Origin of the sequence: Thermopolyspora flexuosa, from assembly GCF_006716785.1 — a bacterium.
GTDB classification, from domain to species: Bacteria; Actinomycetota; Actinomycetes; order Streptosporangiales; family Streptosporangiaceae; genus Thermopolyspora; species Thermopolyspora flexuosa.
In genome coordinates this window covers 4,268,218-4,285,119 of record NZ_VFPQ01000001.1, presented here as the reverse complement: position 1 = coordinate 4,285,119, position 16,902 = coordinate 4,268,218, and the positions used below count along the sequence as shown (strand labels likewise).

General features: G+C 70.1%; 12 protein-coding genes. 4 read left to right on the top strand and 8 right to left on the bottom strand.

What is annotated here, in order from left to right; all coding sequences use genetic code 11:
• Nucleotides 1–553: 553 nt before the first annotated feature.
• From FHX40_RS18195 to FHX40_RS18180, 4 genes are all read right to left on the bottom strand, one after another.
• Entirely contained in the window at nucleotides 554–967 is a 414-nt protein-coding gene (locus tag FHX40_RS18195; protein ID WP_142260738.1) for a hypothetical protein, read from the bottom strand.
• A gap of 54 nt (nucleotides 968–1,021) precedes the next feature.
• Complete coding sequence (locus FHX40_RS18190; protein WP_142260737.1) at nucleotides 1,022–1,585, bottom strand: hypothetical protein; 564 nt, start codon at nucleotides 1,583–1,585, stop codon at nucleotides 1,022–1,024.
• A 210-nt stretch (nucleotides 1,586–1,795) separates the two neighbouring features.
• Entirely contained in the window at nucleotides 1,796–2,260 is a 465-nt protein-coding gene (locus FHX40_RS18185) for a hypothetical protein (RefSeq protein ID WP_142260736.1), read from the bottom strand.
• 355 nt (nucleotides 2,261–2,615) lie between these two features.
• A complete protein-coding gene (locus tag FHX40_RS18180; protein ID WP_142260735.1) occupies nucleotides 2,616–3,506 on the bottom strand; it encodes a hypothetical protein in 891 nt (296 codons plus the stop codon).
• A 1,091-nt stretch (nucleotides 3,507–4,597) separates the two neighbouring features.
• On the opposite strand from FHX40_RS18180, the gene FHX40_RS18175 reads away from it, so the two are divergent.
• Nucleotides 4,598–5,437 carry a class I SAM-dependent methyltransferase gene (locus FHX40_RS18175; RefSeq protein WP_229789047.1) on the top strand — a complete coding sequence of 280 codons (840 nt, stop codon included), beginning with the start codon at nucleotides 4,598–4,600 and terminating at the stop codon, nucleotides 5,435–5,437.
• Between the two features lie 77 nt (nucleotides 5,438–5,514).
• Here FHX40_RS18175 and FHX40_RS18170 read toward each other — a convergent pair whose 3' ends face one another.
• Genes FHX40_RS18170 through FHX40_RS18160 form a run of 3 tightly spaced genes read right to left on the bottom strand, consistent with a single transcriptional unit; the run spans nucleotide 5,515 to nucleotide 8,288 of the window.
• A complete protein-coding gene (locus FHX40_RS18170) occupies nucleotides 5,515–6,078 on the bottom strand; it encodes a hypothetical protein (RefSeq protein WP_142260733.1) in 564 nt (187 codons plus the stop codon).
• Nucleotides 6,075–6,899 (bottom strand): hypothetical protein, encoded by an 825-nt coding sequence (locus FHX40_RS18165; protein ID WP_142260732.1) that lies wholly within the window; start codon nucleotides 6,897–6,899, stop codon nucleotides 6,075–6,077. The genes FHX40_RS18170 and FHX40_RS18165 overlap by 4 nt, the downstream gene beginning before the upstream one ends.
• Nucleotides 6,900–6,929: 30 nt before the next feature.
• Nucleotides 6,930–8,288 carry a PE-PGRS family protein gene (locus tag FHX40_RS18160; protein WP_142260731.1) on the bottom strand — a complete coding sequence of 453 codons (1,359 nt, stop codon included), beginning with the start codon at nucleotides 8,286–8,288 and terminating at the stop codon, nucleotides 6,930–6,932.
• Nucleotides 8,289–8,377: 89 nt separating this feature from the next.
• Between FHX40_RS18160 and FHX40_RS18155 the strand changes: the two genes are divergently transcribed.
• From FHX40_RS18155 to FHX40_RS18145, 3 genes are all read left to right on the top strand, one after another.
• Nucleotides 8,378–8,650, top strand: a complete 273-nt coding sequence (locus tag FHX40_RS18155) for a hypothetical protein (protein ID WP_142260730.1) — start codon at nucleotides 8,378–8,380, stop codon at nucleotides 8,648–8,650.
• Between the two features lie 79 nt (nucleotides 8,651–8,729).
• Nucleotides 8,730–9,047: a hypothetical protein gene (locus FHX40_RS18150; protein WP_142260729.1), complete on the top strand. Its 318-nt coding sequence runs from the start codon at nucleotides 8,730–8,732 to the stop codon at nucleotides 9,045–9,047.
• A gap of 300 nt (nucleotides 9,048–9,347) precedes the next feature.
• The gene (locus FHX40_RS18145; protein WP_142260728.1) at nucleotides 9,348–9,620 is read left to right on the top strand and encodes a WXG100 family type VII secretion target; all 273 of its coding nucleotides are present in this window, start codon (nucleotides 9,348–9,350) and stop codon (nucleotides 9,618–9,620) included.
• A gap of 1,230 nt (nucleotides 9,621–10,850) precedes the next feature.
• Here the strand turns inward: FHX40_RS18145 and FHX40_RS18140 are convergent.
• Nucleotides 10,851–16,775, bottom strand: coding sequence for an FtsK/SpoIIIE domain-containing protein (locus FHX40_RS18140; RefSeq protein ID WP_229789045.1), 5,925 nt, complete (start codon nucleotides 16,773–16,775; stop codon nucleotides 10,851–10,853).
• Nucleotides 16,776–16,902: the final 127 nt, after the last annotated feature.

Here is a 16,902-nt window from a genome sequence, read left to right as displayed (position 1 = left end):
AAGACCGCCCGTCGGCCCCGCCGCCCGGAGTTCATCACCCGGCCCCGTCCGGCCGCGCTCGTCACCACGACCGAGCGCCTGGGGCCTCCCTCGGCCGTCGACCATCGGATGCGCTCCCGCGGCCTCACACCTGCAACGTCGTCCGACCCGCCCGCAGAACGCCCTGGAGCCCGCCGCTCACCGACCTCCGGCAACGCTTCCCTGAGCTCTCGACCGCACTGCCGACCAACGGTCCTGTTTCTCTCACGCGGGCCTGGCGGGAGAGCGGGCAGACCAAACCTTCGTCGTCGATGACCTGCCTCTCCGACCTCTCGGCTGTCGTCCTGCCGAGCCTGGGTCGAAGGTCGCACCCCAATGGGTCGCCGGGCAGCGGGCCGCCGGGGTTGCAGATCCTGACCCCACGATCAAATGTCCGCTTTGCCGGTGTTGAAAAAGTGCCAGATGTTCGAGAGGACCGTTCCTGTGAGGGTGAGGATGCTTCTATCAGCGCCCTGCAGGATCAGGCCCAGGGCGATGTCGATCGGGTCGGCCTGGGGGAGTACCGTGACCCGCGCTACCACCTTGGGCGGAAATCGGACTCGGAGTAGGGGACCGCGTTCGGCGTCACGAAGTTCCTCCACGCCGGTTTTGACGGCCTGATACTCGTGGTGGCGGTCGCCGAGGTGAATGTGCAGTGCCGGTCTTCCTTACGGAGGGCGTGGCGGTTCTGGGTGAGCTTGGCTTCCTGGTCGCCCACCGCAAGGCGTGTCGTGTCATCGATATAGACCCGTCCTTCCCGCAGCCCTTCGGGATGAAGAATCCATGCGGATGGCAGGGTGGCCGAGGATAACTCGGCCTTTTGAGGAACCTTCGTGACGGTGATGGTCACCTCACCATATGGGCCGGCGACTCCGGTGTACGCGTCGTAGACACCTCGTCTTTGACGGCGAGGCAGCCGTTTTCGGCCGAGATCGAACTCGAAATGCATCTGAATCATTCCGCGGCGATGAAGTCCTCACAAGGACACGTCTCAGAGTGTTTGTCAGGTCGGCGCCGTGCCGTTGTTGAAGAAGTACCAGATATTGGACGCGACCGCCCGAGCGAGGGTCAGGTTATGCCTATCAGCACCTTGTAGGATCAGCGCGAGAGCGATGTCGGTCGGATCAGCATTGGGAAGGACTGTCACTCGCATCAATACCTTTGGCGTACGCTCGATCCGACATACGGGGCCACGTAAGGTGTCGCTTAGTTCCTCCTTCCGAGGCTTGACGGCGAGGTACTGGTAGTTGCGGTCGCCGGTGTGGATGTGCAGCCCTCGATCCTCTTTGCGGAGGGCGCGACGATTCTGGACGAGTTCGGCCTCGTGGTCACCCACCACAAGGCGTGTCGTTTCGTCGATGGTTACCAGCCCTTCTCGGATTCCGAGAGGATGAAGGATCCAGGCAGATGGCAAAGTCGTGGAGGACAACTCGGCCTTTCTGGGCACCCGGGTGACGGTGATGGTCACCTCGCCGTACGGGCCGGCCACTCCTGTGAACACGTTGTGGATGTCACGCATCCGACGTCGAGATGGCGACTTTATATCCAGATCGAAATAGAAGCTCATGGAGGTCGTGGTTGCGCCTACTCCCTCTGCGCTGTCCGTTCATTCCCTCGGCGCTCGTCGTTGACCATCAAACAGCGGATGTCGTTTCGTGTGGCCTGACTCCTTCGCTCGGGCTTGTCATGCCTGCTCCATGAGGTTCAGGAAATGGCATCCATACACAGGTCGATAGACGGCCGATGTGGCATCGGGAGGTAACTCCCAGCGAGAGCATCAGAGCTGGCCTTCCCCGTTATTGAACAGATACCAGATGTTTGAGGTCACCGTTCGTGCGAGGGTCAGTCCGCTTGTATCGGCGCCATGTAGGATCAGTCCGAGTGCGATGTCGGTGGGATCGGCACTGGGAAATACGGTGACCCGTGAGATCACCTTGGGTGGACTCGTCATTCGGAGGAGTGTGCCGCGTTCGGTGTCGCGGAGTTCCTCCACGTTGAACTTGGGGACTAAGTATTCGTAGTGGCGGTCGCCGAGATAGATGTGTAGTGCCCTGTCCTCCTTACGGAGGGCGCGGCGGTTTTGGACGATTTTCGCTTCCTGATCGCCTACCACGAAGTAGGTCTTGTCATCGAGTGTGACCGGACTTTGTCGACGATCTTCGGGATGCAGGATCGATGCGGATGGCAAGGTGGTCGAGGACAACTCGGCTTTCTGAGGTCCCATCGTTATGATGATGGTCACCTCTCCGTAAGGACCGGCGATTCCGGTGTACGCGTCGTAGACCCCGCGTCTTTGACGCCGAGGCAGTCGCTTTCGACTGAGGTCGAATTCGAAACCCATGATGCCCACCGAACGAATGAAAAGTGCTCCTGTGTAGAATGTATCTACGTGCCGGTCATTCTCTCAAGCCGCTCGACGGATATGATCTTCGTTGATCCTTGCCGTCGAAGCACCAGCGCAACTTTGATGTGGTAGGGGATCAGGGATCACACTCACTACTACCACCACCGGGGATCGGATGAAACAGAGCGGCGAGGACGACCTTAGGGAGGTCGAGTCCGATCTCATCGATTGCCTATTGCTCCTCATTGTGCGTCTACCCGAACGGGTTAATGTTCTTAATAAAGTCACCGGCTTTCTTCAGGCCGGTACTGAGCGCGTTGGCCGCCTTTTGTGCTCCAGCCTTTATGTCATCCCAATGTTCCACCGCCTTGGCGCCGACGTACAGTGCGCCCGTGACAACCGTCGCTCCTATGGTGAGTGGCGTGGGGGCGATCATCGCCGCGGTCAGCGATGCGTTGAATCCGAACTCCGCGATGTCCGCGATATAACCCGCGCCTCGGCGCTTGAACGCCTCTCGAGGATCGCCTTGAGAAATAAGGTTTGCAGCGCCATAGGCGGCGTATGCTGCACTACCGGCGATGCCGAGCACCCTCAGCCCGCCCGCGGTCCGGGCCACCGCACCTATCCTGCTGAGCTCGGTCGGTTTGACCTTCAGGATGTCGGCCGCGGCCTCCAGCTTCTTTGGATCCGCGGTTGCGCGCCAGACCTTGAGCAGGTTTGCCTGACCGGAGGTCGCCACATCTACGCCGGAATGCGTTTTTCCGCCTAGCAGGGCGGCGAGACGGTCATTGCCGAAAGCAATATCGAGGAACTGATTGACGCGCATTCCCGCAATCGCCCGACCCGCCTTTACGGCCTTTCCGGCGAGATCCATTTCTCCGTGATTGGGGAGACGGGCCACATAGTCGCGATAGAGCCTGCTGCGCATGAACAGATTGCGCATCAGAGAGCTGAGGTAGGTCCCGGGAGCCGTCAGCGAACGTACCGGTGCGACCGTCCGTACCATCCCTTGTAACGGAGTGCCTTGAGTGAGTTGTGCGAGCAGCGGCCGCCAGACTTTGTTGGCGAACAGGACGTGGCCAAGGCTGAAACTCTGAGTGGCGACCACCCGGACGGTCACGCCGATCTGGCGGATGTCGCCCACGATCTCGAGGATGTTGGCGACGGTGGCCTGATGGGGCCCAGGGCGGGGATGGCCTTGGCCAGAAGTGCGGCCTGTAATCGTTTGAAGTAGTCGTCGAGGGATTCGCCGGGTTTGCGGGTGTAGTCGGTTTGCCGGTCTGGATGGCCCACTCGGCGACGGAATTGACGTAGACGAGGGACGCGGGGTCGAGCTTGTCGCCCTTAGCGGCGATCTCTAACGGGGTGAATCCTGCCCAGGCGAGGCCGGCGAAGGGGTCGCCGGTCTGGAGTCGGCCGATCGCGGCGCGGCGGCGTAGGTCGCGCCCGGTGTCCGTGGCCCAGCGGGGCATTTCCCGGATGGGGACGAGGAGTGAGGAGACCTCGAGCCTCGAGGCGCGGACGAATGCCTCGTCGGCGGAGATGAAGAGATCATCCATCAGGTCGGCGAGCCGTTCGAGCTGGTCAGGATGGAAACCGCGAAAGCCACCTCCGCCCATGGCCAAACTTTATATGTGATCTGTCGGGAGAATGGGTGTTTTTGGCGAGAAAGTTGGAACGGCGTATGTCGCGTCCTGATCATGCGGATCAAGGTGGCGGGAGGTCAGGTCGATAATCGTCACGGATAGGTGAGAAAACCGCTGGCCGCGCCGGGGCGGGTGCCGTGAAGAGGTCGATGACCTGCGGGTTCTTCATGGCTGGCTCGGGCGCTGACGGGGGTGGTGGCAGTGACCGCCGTGCCTGTTGAGAAAGTCGTCCGGAATAATGACTCGGCCATAATTCGCTGTTTGGGGCGGGCGTTGCGTCATTATCTGGAATCCGTTGAACCGAGGTGCGTCCTCAGTCGTATCCGAATGAAGGGCTTACGGCGATTTCTCTCGTCGTGCTCCTCGATCCCGGGCTGCTCGGGCGATCTGAACGGCGGTCTTCATTGGCAGGCCCGCTACGAACCAATGGGGATGGCGGCCCGCCAGGACGGCGGATCGGTGGAGCAGGCGGGCCCGGCGATGCATGCGCTGCCATGTGACCCATGCGAACGGTCGGGCGGGGGGAAAGGGCGGTGCGGGACCGGCGCGGTGCCTGTTGTATCGGTACGGGCCCGGTTACCGTGGGTTTGTGCCGACCGTACCCCCGCACTGGATTCATCCTCTTGGTGAACGGCCGCACCTCTACCGGCACGCCGCCGAGTCGTTCGGCGCGGACGCCGAGCGCTACGACCGGTCCCGGCCGCGCTATCCGGAGGCCATGGTCGAGGCGATCGTGGCGGGCAGCCCCGGGCCCGAGGTCCTCGACGTCGGCTGCGGGACCGGCATCGCGGCCCGTCAGTTCCGGGATGCGGGCTGCCGGGTGCTCGGCGTGGACGTCGACGCCCGCATGGCCGAGGTCGCCCGGCGGCACGGCATCGAGGTCGAGGTGGCGAGCTTCGAGGAGTGGGACCCTGCGGGGCGGCGGTTCGACGCGCTGATCTCCGCGCAGGCCTGGCACTGGGTGGAGCCGGTCGCGGGTGCGGCCAAGGCGGCGCGGGTGCTGCGGCCCGGTGGCCGCCTCGCGGTGTTCTGGAACGTCGCGCAGCCGCCCGCGGAGATCGCCGAGGCCTTCGCCGAGGTGTACGCGCGGGTGGCGCCCGGCACGCCGCCTCCTCGCCGGTGGATGCCCGTCTCCGGCGGGCACACGCCGTTCTTCCACACGACGGCCGACGGCCTGCGCCGGGCGGGCGGGTTCGGCGAGCCCGAGGAGTGGCGGTTCGGCTGGGAGCGGCACTACACCCGGGACGAGTGGCTCGACCTGGTGCCCACCCATTCCGTGCACTCCCGGCTCCCCGCCGACACGCTGCGGAACCTCCTCGCGGCCATCGGCGCCGCCATCGACGCGTTCGGGGGCGGGTTCACCATGCGCTACACCGCAGTGGTGGCGACCGCCGTACGAACCGGCGTGGCGGAGCATGCGACCGGATGAGGACCGCCTGAGCGGGCCGGGCACCGACACGCCGCCGCTGTCCGGTGGCCGACACCGCGGCCGGGGACGGCCTTGCGTCAGCCCTCTCCTCTGCCCGTGTCGAGGAAGGAGAGGGCGCCGGTGAGCGCGGCGCGGGTGAGGGTGAGCGCGCGCAGGTCGGCGCCCTGGAGGATGAGGGCGAGGGCGACGTCGACGGGGTCGGCCGCGGGGAGGACGGTGAACACGCGCTCGACGCGCGGCGGGATGCGGACCCGCACGAGAGCACCTCGCGTCTCGTCGCGGAGCTCCTCCTTGCCGGTGCCGGTGGCGAGGTAGGCGTAGCGGCGCTCGCCGAGGGCGATGCGCAGCGCACGCCCCTCCCGGCTGAGGGCACGCCGGTTCTGGGTGAGTACGGCCTGCCGGCCGTCCACGACCAGCCGGGTGCGCTCGTCGACGGGGATCAGCCCGTGCGGATCGCCGCCGGGATGGTCGACCCACGCCCCGGGCAGGGCCGGGCAGGACAGCTCGGCCCGCCGGGAGAGGGCGCCCACGCTGACCGTCGCCTCGCCGTACGGCCCTGCCGTACCGGTGAGCACGAGGAAGAACTCGTGCTTCTCGCGGCCCCGCAGCTTACGGCCGGTGAGCGTGAACTCGACGCTCATGCCACGATGCGCAGCTCGTCCCGGTCCGGGATCAGGTTGGTGATCAGATCCCACAGATCCTTCGGCTCGACGTAGACCAGCCGCAGCTCGGCGGAGGGGTCGACCCCGCCCGGCATGATCGGCTCGGCCGGGCGCTCCCGCAGCCAGTACCCGAGCGGCCCGCAGTCGAGTACGGCGATGCCGCGGATCTCGGTGTTCTGACCGGACCGGTTCTGGAAGGCCACGGTCATCCGCCAGTTCGAGTTGAGCTGGAGGATCAGGTGGGTGAGGACGGTCAGCTCGGGGTCGCCGGGGGCGCCGGCCTCGCTGAGCGCGGCGCGCAGCCGCTCGGCGGCCTCCTCCACGGACTCGGCGTTCATCTGGGCGAGGGCGGCGAAGCCCGCGTCGAGCACGCCGACGGTCGTGGTGACGATCGGGGCCTGCGGCGGCTTGCCGTCCCGGTTCCGCAGGCCGACCGCGCGGGCGAGCGACCACACGAGGGTGCCGAGGTCGGTCGGGACGTACTCCGACTCCTCCTCGCCCGGCCAGGTCTCGTAGGTGTAGCAGGCGTCCTGGCCGACCAGGGCGCCGTGCAGCGTCGTTCCCTGGCCGCCGGTCACCTCGATCTGCACGAGCATGACGGTGTCGGCGAGCGTCCGGGTGAGGGTGGCGAGCTCGGGCAGGACCGCGTCCTCCTCGCTCAGCAGGCCCGCCTCCCGCATGGCGTCACGCGCCGGCACGAGATCCTCGGGGATCGCCTCGCCGTCGTACAGGTGGCCGAGGACCTTCAGATGGTCGGCTCCCAGCCGGAACCGCTCACGTGCGCTGTCGAAGGACGGCATGTCGTCTCCTGATCACTCCTACCGAAGGTCCTAGCCGAACGGGTTGAGGCTCTTGAGGGCGTCGCCGGCCTTCTTCAGGCCGCCGCCGATCGCGTCGCCCGCCTTCTGCAGGCCCTTGCCGACGGCGTCGGCGGCCTTCTTCGCCCCGGCCTTGATATCGTCCCAGTTCTCGACGACCTTGGCGCCGACATAGATGCTTCCGGTCACCACGGCGGCGCCGATCGTCACCGGGTTCGGGGCGACCATGGCCGCGGTGAGCGAGGCGTTGAACCCGAGCTCGGCGACGTCCGCCACGTACCCGGCGCCCTTGCGCTTGAACGCCTCGACCGGATTGCCCTGGGAGATCACGTTCGCCGCGCTGTACACCGTGGACGCGCCGCTGGTGACGATGCCCCCCACCCGCAGCACGCCCGCGGTCCTGGCGACCGTGCCGAGCCGGCTCACCTCCTCCGGCGTCTTGTTGAGGATCTCGGCGGCCGTCTTGAGCTTCTCCGGATCGGCGGTGGCCGACCAGACCTTGAGCAGGTTCGCCTGGCCCGCGGTCGTGACGGGCTGGCCCGAGTGGGTGAGGCCGCCGAGGGCCTGGGCGAGCTTGCTGTTGCCGAAGGTCAGGTCGAGGAACTGGTTGACGCGCAGGCCCAGGCCCGCCCGGCCGTAGTCGACCACCCGGTTGATCCCGTCCATGTGCAGGTAGTAGGGCGCCCAGCGCGAGACGTAGTTCCGGTAGAAGGAGCTGCGCTCGAACAGGCCGCGTACCACCATGCCGAGCGTGCTGCCGGGGGCCGTGGCCGAGCGGGTCTGGATCGTCCAGCGCCCGCCGGTGAGCTTGCTGATCAGCGGCTGCCAGACCTTGTTGTTCATCAGCACCCGCCCGAGCGAGATGCTCTGGGTCAACACGACGGGCGCGGTGACGGCCACCCCGCGGATGTCCCCGATGACCTTGAGGACCTGCTGGACCGTGGCCTCGTGCGGCTTCAGCTGCGGGATGAGCTTCGAGGCCGCCGCCGCCTCCAGCCGCTTGATGTAGTCGTCGAGCGACTCACCGGGCCTGCGGGCGTACTCGCTCTTGCCGTACCGCGCCGCCCAGTCCACCACCGTGTTGAGCCAGATGAGCAGCAGGGGGTCGAGCCGGTCGCCGTTGGCGGAGATCTCCAGTCCGGAGAACCCGGCCCAGGCGAGACCGGCGAACGGATCCCCGGTCTGGAGCCGGGCGATGGCGGCGCGGCGGCGCAGGTTCTGGCCGGTGTTGCGGGCCCAGGTCGGCATCTCCCGGAGCGGGGACATCAGACCGGACACCTGGAGGGTGGAGGCCCGTGTGAAGGCGTCCCCGCTGGCCGTGTCCAGGTCGTCCATGCGGTCGGCCAGCCGTTCGAGCTCGTCAGGATTCAAAGTACGAAGACCGTCTCCACCCATGGCCCCACACTGTATATCTGACAAGTTGACAAGATCGGTGATTTGACGGAGGAAATGGGGCGATCATGGCGGATCCCGCAGTTCAGGAGCTCAGGGACCGGGCGTCGAAGCTCCGGGTCTTCGCCGACCACGTTCAGGAGCTTCCCGACAGGGTGGACAACGAGGCGGCGAAGATGGACTGGTCCGGCCCGCTCACCGACCGGGTGCGGGGCGAGATCAGGACCTGGAAGACCCGGTGCGGCGACGTGGCCGAGCGGATCCGCCAGGAAGCGGACCGCCTCGAGGAAGAGGCGAATCGTCTGGCGCGCCGCGCCGACAACGCGAACGTGCCACTCTAGCCGGTAGCCCGTCTCGCCGCCGCTTGGCCGGCAGCGCGATCGGTCGCGAAGTGACGCCCGGGTGAAGGGAGCCGGTCCGATGAGCACGCTTGGAACTCTCGCGGCGATGGTGGCGGTGGCCGTCGTCTTCGTGCTGCCCGGCTGGCTGGCCTACTCCGGCAGGTGGACCGACTGGGTCAATACGCCCTACGTGCTGTACGCGCCGCTGGCGTTGCTCTGGATCGGTGCAGGTGGCGAGTTCCTGCTGCTGGGCTCGCTCGTCCAGGACGCCGGGGCCGACGGTCTCGGCCGTCTGCTCGCCGCCATGGGCATGGCCCTGCACCTCATCGGGGGGATCTCGCTCTTCTGGACGCCGCCGTCCCTGCGCCCGCGCTGGTACCGCGAACGCGAACGCTGATCCCGCCACCCGTACGGCGGGGCCCGTTTCCCGTTCCGGCCGTCTCGTCCGCGGGCCGGCGGGATGGTCGTCATGGTGACGTCGCCGTGTGGGCCACCCTCGCGGGCGTGACGGCCGGCCACCGCTGTCCGCGTTGCCGTGGAATGCGCCGTCGGCGGATCGCGGGCCCGCCCTGCTCTTTGGACGACGACCGGTACGGGAACGTTCCATCCGCCATATCCGCTGGATATACCGCTGCTCATCGCCGGCTCCTGACGCTTACGGTAAAGGCCACTTGACATGTCAAGAGAAGGAGACGGCATGAGCCACAGCTTGCTCGGCGGCGACCCGGCGGAGATGCAGGCCATGGCCGCGCAGTTCACCCAGCAGGCCGACCAGGTGCGCGCCACCATGACCAACCTCGACCGCGAGGCGGCCAAGGTCGGCACCGCGTGGACCGGTCCGGGCGCGATGCGCTTCAAGGACGCCTGGGAAAGCTACCGCGCCGCCTTCCAGCGCATGGCCGAGGAGCTCACCGAGGCCTCCCGAGTCATCAACACCTACCGCGGCAACATCGAGTCCGCCACCCGCTGACCTACCTCCGTGCACCACCGGCGCCGACCTCCCCCAGGTCGGCGCCGCATTCTTCTCGGCCTCGTCGTCCCCGGTACGGATGGCGACCCCTGCGAGCACCGGACCGGCCCATGTCGATCGCCGCACGCTCCCGCGACGGCCCCACCGATCGGCCGGGGACTGCGCGGACGGCGACCGCATTCCCGCCGTCGTCCGGGGCACTGGTTCCATCCGAGGGTGCCGCCTCGACCGTTCGCCGACGATGGGCAGGCAATCCCCATCAAGATCAGCCGGGATGTCCCGGCGAGGATGGCGGTGGCGGTGCGCCGAACGAGACGGCAGGCCGTCCGCCGTTGGCCGTTCCGGCATCGCCGGAGAGCCGGAAGCGAACAGGTCGCGTCGGCGGGGGTCAGGTACCGGTAGCCGCACACCAGTGCAGAGATCCGAGGGTTCGGGCGGTGCGTCACGGTGGGCGGTGGTGAGGTCACCCGCGCTTTCCGAGATCAATCGAACTGGTCCACGGTCAGGGGCGGTGCCGGACTCGGACGAGCAGGCTGCGGCAGGCGAGACCGCTCCATGAGACCGCGAGGAAGCCGGACGTAGACCCCATCATCGTCGGACGTGCCTGGCACCGAAGGCGTCATTCGGTGTGGCTCGAGTACGTGCCGCGCACGCCGAACGGCCTGAACCGGTCACGTATGCGCGACGCAGCGGGTGGCCACGGTGTCCCGATGCTTCGGGCCTTGAGATCGCGGTGGGTGGGCGCGACGCCGCACGTGGTGCTTGAGCGGGTGGGTGAGATCGGCACGCTGGTCTGTGTGTGCGGCGGTGCCGGGGTCGATGAGCAGGCCGTGAAATGGCGAGTAAGCCCCACCATTCCGCCGGAACGGTTCGCCGGGAGAGGGGCCCTGACTCGCCCACCGATGGGGTGCGGCTGGACCGCCTAAGGAGCCGAACGGGAACTTCCTGCCGGATGTGTCGAGGGCGGTGCCCACCGCAGTCGGGGTTGAGCTCGCGGTGGGCGGTGGTGGGGCGCGCTGAGCAGCCATGGACACGGTCGCTCGGACACGTCGATCGGTGGGGTGCCGGGGTGATGAGTCGGCGGAGCCGGTGGGGACACCCAGAGTGCCGCCGGGGGTGTGGCCGGTGGGCAGGTGGCGGTCGGCCGGGCCCTGGCGCAGCCCGGACGGAGACCTGCGTATCGGGGATGAGGCGTGGTGGATGGCGCATGGTCCGTCGCGGTCGTGGCGGTCAGTCGGGAACGGCGGCCTGGATGGGGGTGGCGGTGCCGGAGATGATGAGCAGGCCGCGGCCGATGGGGCCGCCTACGGCGCCGCGAGGGAGGCGGACGGTGAACAGGTCGCCGTCGGCAGGGCTCTGCACCGAGAGCAGCAGTCCGGTCCGGGACTTTCGGGCCTCGGCGACGAAGCCGCGGTAGGCGGTGGCGAGGTCGCCCGTGGTGCCTGCGATGAGCAGGCCGTGTTCCTCGTCCCGGCCGGTGCGGAGGATCTCCTCCAGGGCCATGCCGGTGGGCGTGTCGGGGGAGACGAGCTCGGAGTCGTCGACGAGGACGACGTAGCGGGTACGGCCCGCCACCAGGGCGGCGAGCGGCTCCTCAGGCGAGCCGTCCAGGGGTTTGCCGCCCCCGTCGAGGACGGCGAGCACGCCCGGGGTGCCTGCGAGGTCGCGCAGCGGGCTGCGCCGCGGGGTCACGATGAGTACCGGGACGTCCCGGGACAGCAGCGACCGGGCGGCGGTGACGAGCGCGGACGAGCGGCCGGAACGTGCGGGGCCGGCGACGATCGCCGCGGGGCCTTGGGCGAGCAGATCGATGCCGAGCGGGGCGAGTGCGTCCCCGCCCGCGCCGAGCATCACCCACAGTGGCGACGGCGGCGTGAACGCCGGGTCGAGGTCCCGCACCTGCGACGCGGTGATCCGCATCGGCAGGGCGTCGACGCGCAGCGGCGGATTCGGGTTCGGGCCCCAGCGTTCGGCGGCCTTTCGCGCCAGCGCCTGTAGCGCGGCCACCTGCGCGGGTCCCGCCGGATCCGGGCAGAGGAGGGCGATCTGGCTCTCGACCAGGCCGTGCTCCGCCGGGGCGAGCACGCGGCCGGGCGGCATCGACGAGGGCAGGTTCTTGGAGGGCAGCCCGGCGAGCCCGTAGTCGGTCGGGTCGGCGAGGCGGAGCACGAGCTTGTCGTCGAACACCGTGGAGATCTGCCCGAGCAGACCGGAGCGGTCGGAGGTCACCACGGCGCGCAACCCGACGGCGGGCCCTTCACGCAGCAACTGCATGAGGGCCTCGATCAGCCTGCCGTAGTCGTACTGCTCGAACGCGGCGACGAAGCCCTCCCAGCGGTCGAGCATGAGCACCAGCCACGGCATGCGCTCGACGGTCCGGCCGTCGCGGTCGGAGCCGTCCGCGGCGCGTGCGACGGCCCTCGCTTCGGCGAGGGAGGCGTAGCCCGCCTCGGCGAGCACGCGCTGGCGCCGGGCGACCTCGGCGCGAAGGCGGCCGAGCAGTCGCTCCACCCGGTCGATCTGGTCCCGGGTGACCACGGCCCCGCAGTGCGGCATGGCGACGAGTGGGAGCAGCGCACCCGAGCCGCAGTCGATGGCGTGCAGGTGGACGTCGGCAGGCGAGGCGTTCGCCGCGATCGAGCCGGCGATGGTGCGCAGCGCGGTCGACCGGCCGGTGCGGGACGTGCCCGCGATGAGCAGGTGGCCACCGTGGACGAGGTCGAGGACGAGCGGGCGGCGTGACTGTGCCCAGGGCAGGTCGGTCAGCCCGAAGGGCAGTGGCGGGACCTCCCCGTCCGGGCGGCCGGGGACGTGCAGCGGAAGCTCGGGGGCCTCGCCGAGCACGACGTTGTCGGGCAGCGGCGGCAGCCACGGGCTCGGCTGGGCCGGAATGCCCGCCTCGCGCGCGGCGTCCCGGATCGCGTCGACGAGCAGGGACAGGTCGGTCTCCTCGACGTCCTCCCGGACGGGGCCCGAGAGCCGCACCGGATGGCCGAGGGCCTGCCAGGACAGCTCGACCACCCGGGCCTTGCCCTGATCCTCTCGGCTGGGGGTACGGCCGCCGACCCTGGCCGCCTGCACGGCCACCGGGGCGCCCGCGCCCGACTTCACGTAGCAGCGGCCGGGCAGGGACTTGGGGATGCGCGCGGCCTCCGGCCCGTCGATGACGTCGGTGGACTCGGTCGTGTCGGTGACCCGGAGCGCGATCCGCAGCGAGGTGTTCGCCTGGATGTCGGCGGTCACCACGCCCTGCGGCCGCTGGGTCGCGAGGATGAGGTGGATGCCGAGCGAGCGCCCGCGCCGCGCGATGTCGACCAGCCCTTCCACGAAGTCCGGCAGCTCGGCCACGAGCGCGGCGAACTCATCGATGATCAGCACCAGTCTGGGCAGCGGCTCCAGCGCTGTCCCCGCCGCACCCACGTCGGCCGTCCCGGCGGCGGGCCGTAACCCCGAATCCGCGGCGGGGGAGGGCCTCGGCCCGCCCCGACCTGCCGTCGCGGCCAGGCCTGGTGTGGACGCGCTCGCGTCGTGTCCGGTCGCGGCCATCCCGGCCACCTCCGAAGCGGCGGCCACCTCGTGCCCGAGCACCCCGTGACCGGTCGTTCCGTCCACGGCCGCCCGCATCTCGACCGTGGAGGCCACCGGAACGGCATCGCGGGACGCGGCACCGAACGGCAGAGGGGCGGCGGCCACGGACTCGGCGGTCAGGGAGTCGGCCGGAACCCGCCCCGTGGAGGCACGGCGGTCGGTCGCGGCTGCCGCCCACGCGCGGTCGCCCACGGCCACGCGCCCCGGTACGGAGCCGTCAGACCGTCCGTTCGGGGATGGCCCGCCCGTCAGCGGGCCGCTCGAACGAGAACGGAGCGTGGCCGGATCCGGGCCGCCTCGGCGAACGGACGCGCCCGCGTACTTGGCGCGGAGGTCCTGGTAGTCCTCGATGTCCTTGGCGCCTGCGGCGAGGAGGATGCGCTCGCGGCGGCGGATCTCGGCGGCGAGGGACTCCAGGGCGCGCTGGGTGAGGTGGCCGTCGAGGTCGCTCACCATGCCCACGGTGTGCGGCAGCCGTACGCACTCCTTGAACGCCGCCCCGCCCTTGTAGTCGATGAGCACGAAGGTCATCTCGTCGGGGCGGTTCACCACCGCCAGGGCACAGATCAGGGTTTGGAGCAGCTCGGACTTGCCGGCGCCCGTGGTGCCGGCGACGAGCCCGTGTGGGCCGTCGCGCCGCAGGTCGATGCTGTAGGGGCCCTCGGGGCCGGCCCCGATCAGGGCCTCGGTGGTGTGGCCGGTCCACTTCGCGCGGATCGCCTGTGCGGTCGGTGGTGAAAGGCCGAGCAGGTCGAGGAGCCGGGCCGACGAGGGCAGGGCGGCGGCCGGGTCGCCGCGACCGACGTCCCGCAGCGGGGCGAGGGAGCGGGCGAGCTGTTCGGCCCACCAGGGGGAGACCTGGTCGGCGAGGATCGGGCCGAGCGCGTCGAGGCCCCCGCCGTGCAGCCGGACGTACCCGTCGACACCGCAGGAGACGACGGTGGCGCACTCCTCGGGCAGCAGCCGGCGGTCGTCGTCGATCGCGATCGTGTAGACCCCGACGCGCGGTCCCTGACGCAGCACCTGTGGCATGCCGGGGAGCGCGCGCAGCACCTGGGCGCCGTCGAGGATCAGCAGCACGTCGTAGGGCCGGTCGCTGTAGGCCGCGAAGGCCGGGCCGGTGTCGGCCTTCCCGGTGCCCGCCCACTGCGGGTCGTCCCAGCCGCCCGGCCGCGCGTCGAGCCCGGCGCCGCGGAACGTCCGGCCGTAGGAGCCGTCCTCGTCGAGGCGCTCGGCGACCAGCGACGCCAGCTCCGCCACCCGCTTCGCCGCCGCCTCCGGGTCCGCGCCGACGAGCGCGGCGCAGTCGGAGTCGCGCGGGCCGCAGTGTGGCAGCCAGCGCACCCACGACCACTGCTCGGCGCCGTCGGCCTTCGCGGAGAGCACCACGATCGCGAGATCGCGCGGGCTGTGCAGGGTGGCGGCCTGGCCGATGAGCCAGCGGGCCACGGCGGTGGCCGTCTGACGTGCGCCGGTGATCCCCGCCACACCGAGGCGGCGCATGGCGAGGCTGACCGGCACGTTCCGCGCGATCGGAGGGTCGGGGAGCTTGACGTCCGCGGCGCCCCGCTCCGGCACGAACTCCATGTCGGCGGGCAGGTCGGCGAGCCCGACCCGCAGCCGCAGCACGTCGGGATCGTGGATCCGCCGCTCCCACAGCCGTCGGCGCGGACCCTTCGCGGTGAGCAGCAGCTCCGCCGGGTCCGGGGCGGCGGCCCGTCGCTCGGCTTCATCGAGCACTCGGGCGCGCTCGATCTCCTCCTCGAACTCGGCGAGGCGCCGCCGGTACACCTTCATCGCCTGCCGGTGTTTCTTGCGTCCGTGCCGGCGGTCGCTCCACCACTGCCCGATCATGATCGCGGGCGTCATAAGGGCGATCAGCAGGAAGTACCAGAGCTGGAAGGCCACCGCCATGACCAGCCCGAACACGGCGGGCAGTAGCGCGGCGAGCAGCTGGAGCCGCATGCCCTCGGTGCGTTTGGGCTCGGCGGGTACCTCGAAGCGCCTGACCCGCTCCGCCGGGGCGAGCCGGGGCGGCCGGTTGTACGCGAGGCCGCCGTCCGGCAACGTGTCGAGGTGCGCGTCCGGCGGCTCGACCGGGCCGCAGGCGAACAGCGAGTTGCCGCACCGCAGCAGTCGCCCGTCGCCCCAGGTCGTCGGCTCCGTCAGCGGCGCCCCGTCAAGGCGAGGCGCGGCCGGGTCCTCCCACTCGGCCGTGTCCGGTTCGGCCACGTGCCGCCTCCGCCTGCGCCACAGCCTTCGGCGGCCGGTCTCCTCCTCGTCCACGGGGCTGCGGCGATCCCGCGGGGTGTTGCCGCGTTCCCCGCGTCGCCGCCCGTGACCGGAGGGCTCGCGCGCCCATTCGTCCGGGCCTCGGGCGAGACGGGTGCCGTGCCCGCCGCCGTAGCCGCGTGCGGGCTTGCCCGGAACACCCGCCCCCCTGCCGGATCCCGGCTGCCGGTGAGGCCATGCCGTCCCGGGGAGCGGCTCGCCGGTTTGCGGCCCATGCCATCCACCGCCTGCCTTGCGTCCGGCGCCACCGAGGCCGGGGGCGGCGACGTCGCCCGCTCCGGTCCGTGACACGCCGGGGCGGGGTCGGCTCCCGGTGGGGTGGGCGTCCGGCCACGATGTGTGGCCCGCCGGAGGGCTGTCGCCGGTGGACGCCCACGAGATCCCCCGGTCGCCGGGGACGGCGTTGCCGGCCGGACGGCCGAGGTACCCGTCCGCAGGGGTGTCCGCCGCGTTCGGTCCTCGTGCCCGCGGCCGGGCGCGCGGGGGACGCCGCACGGGGCGGCGCGGGACGTCGCCCGCCCGTTCCCGGCCAGGGGAGTACCGCTCGCCGCCTTCGCCCAGGCCGCCGGACCGCCGGACGTCGCCGTACCTTGGGTCGCCGTCGTGGAGGTTCCGAGCGTTTGGGTGGGGGAGCGTCCGGTCCGGTGCCGCGCCGGCGTAGCGGTGTCCTGGGGAGGGCTCCGGCGCGTCGAGGTAGCCGGGGGTGAGATGCGCGTGGTCCGTGGGGGGAGGCTCGACGGTGATGCCGTGCGGGGTGATGCGGAGGATCGCGCCGAGCGGCGGCATCGCGGGGTCGTCCACGACGACGGCGGCGGCCGGATCGGATCCGATCGTGTAGACGCCGAGGCCGAGCCGGTGCACCGCGCCTGCGGCCGGGCCGCCGACGACCCGCATTTCCACCACGCCGCCGGGCTCCTCGGTCACCGTCGCGGCCGCGCTGCCCGGCTCGAGCGCGACCACGTCGCCGTCGCGCAACAGACCGAAGACGAGCGCGTCGGGCTCCAGCGGGCGGCCGTCGAGCCACAGGCGGCGCCGCTCGGCCGTCCCGTGACCGCGATCCCGCGGCGTTCGTCTGGACGGACCGCCGTCGACACGATCCAGGCCGTAGGGGGCGCGGGAGCGGAGCCGTACGACGTTTGACAGGTCCGCGCCCGGCGAGCGGGGGGACGTGCCGTGCAGCGCCTCCGCGAGGTCGGCGACGGTCGTCGTCTCGTCACCCTCGACGAGAACGTCGCGGTTGCCGCGGTCCGTGACCACGGTGAGCATCAGTCGCATGCGAGGCCTCCCGCGGATATCCGGCCGGCAGAAAACACCGCCACGGCCCGTACGCCCCACACGGTAGCGAGCGAATGCGATCCGATCCCTGTATTTGCGGTAATGCCTATGGGGTGGGCCGCACCTT

Coding starts and splice junctions, on each gene's coding strand:
- FHX40_RS18195 (WP_142260738.1), bottom strand. CDS start 967: ATGCATTTCGAGTTCGATCTCGGCCGAAAACGGCTGCCTCGCCGTCAA.
- FHX40_RS18150 (WP_142260729.1), top strand. CDS start 8,730: ATGAGCACGCTTGGAACTCTCGCGGCGATGGTGGCGGTGGCCGTCGTC.
- FHX40_RS18190 (WP_142260737.1), bottom strand. CDS start 1,585: ATGAGCTTCTATTTCGATCTGGATATAAAGTCGCCATCTCGACGTCGG.
- FHX40_RS18165 (WP_142260732.1), bottom strand. CDS start 6,899: ATGCCGTCCTTCGACAGCGCACGTGAGCGGTTCCGGCTGGGAGCCGAC.
- FHX40_RS18170 (WP_142260733.1), bottom strand. CDS start 6,078: ATGAGCGTCGAGTTCACGCTCACCGGCCGTAAGCTGCGGGGCCGCGAG.
- FHX40_RS18155 (WP_142260730.1), top strand. CDS start 8,378: ATGGCGGATCCCGCAGTTCAGGAGCTCAGGGACCGGGCGTCGAAGCTC.
- FHX40_RS18140 (WP_229789045.1), bottom strand. CDS start 16,775: ATGCGACTGATGCTCACCGTGGTCACGGACCGCGGCAACCGCGACGTT.
- FHX40_RS18145 (WP_142260728.1), top strand. CDS start 9,348: ATGAGCCACAGCTTGCTCGGCGGCGACCCGGCGGAGATGCAGGCCATG.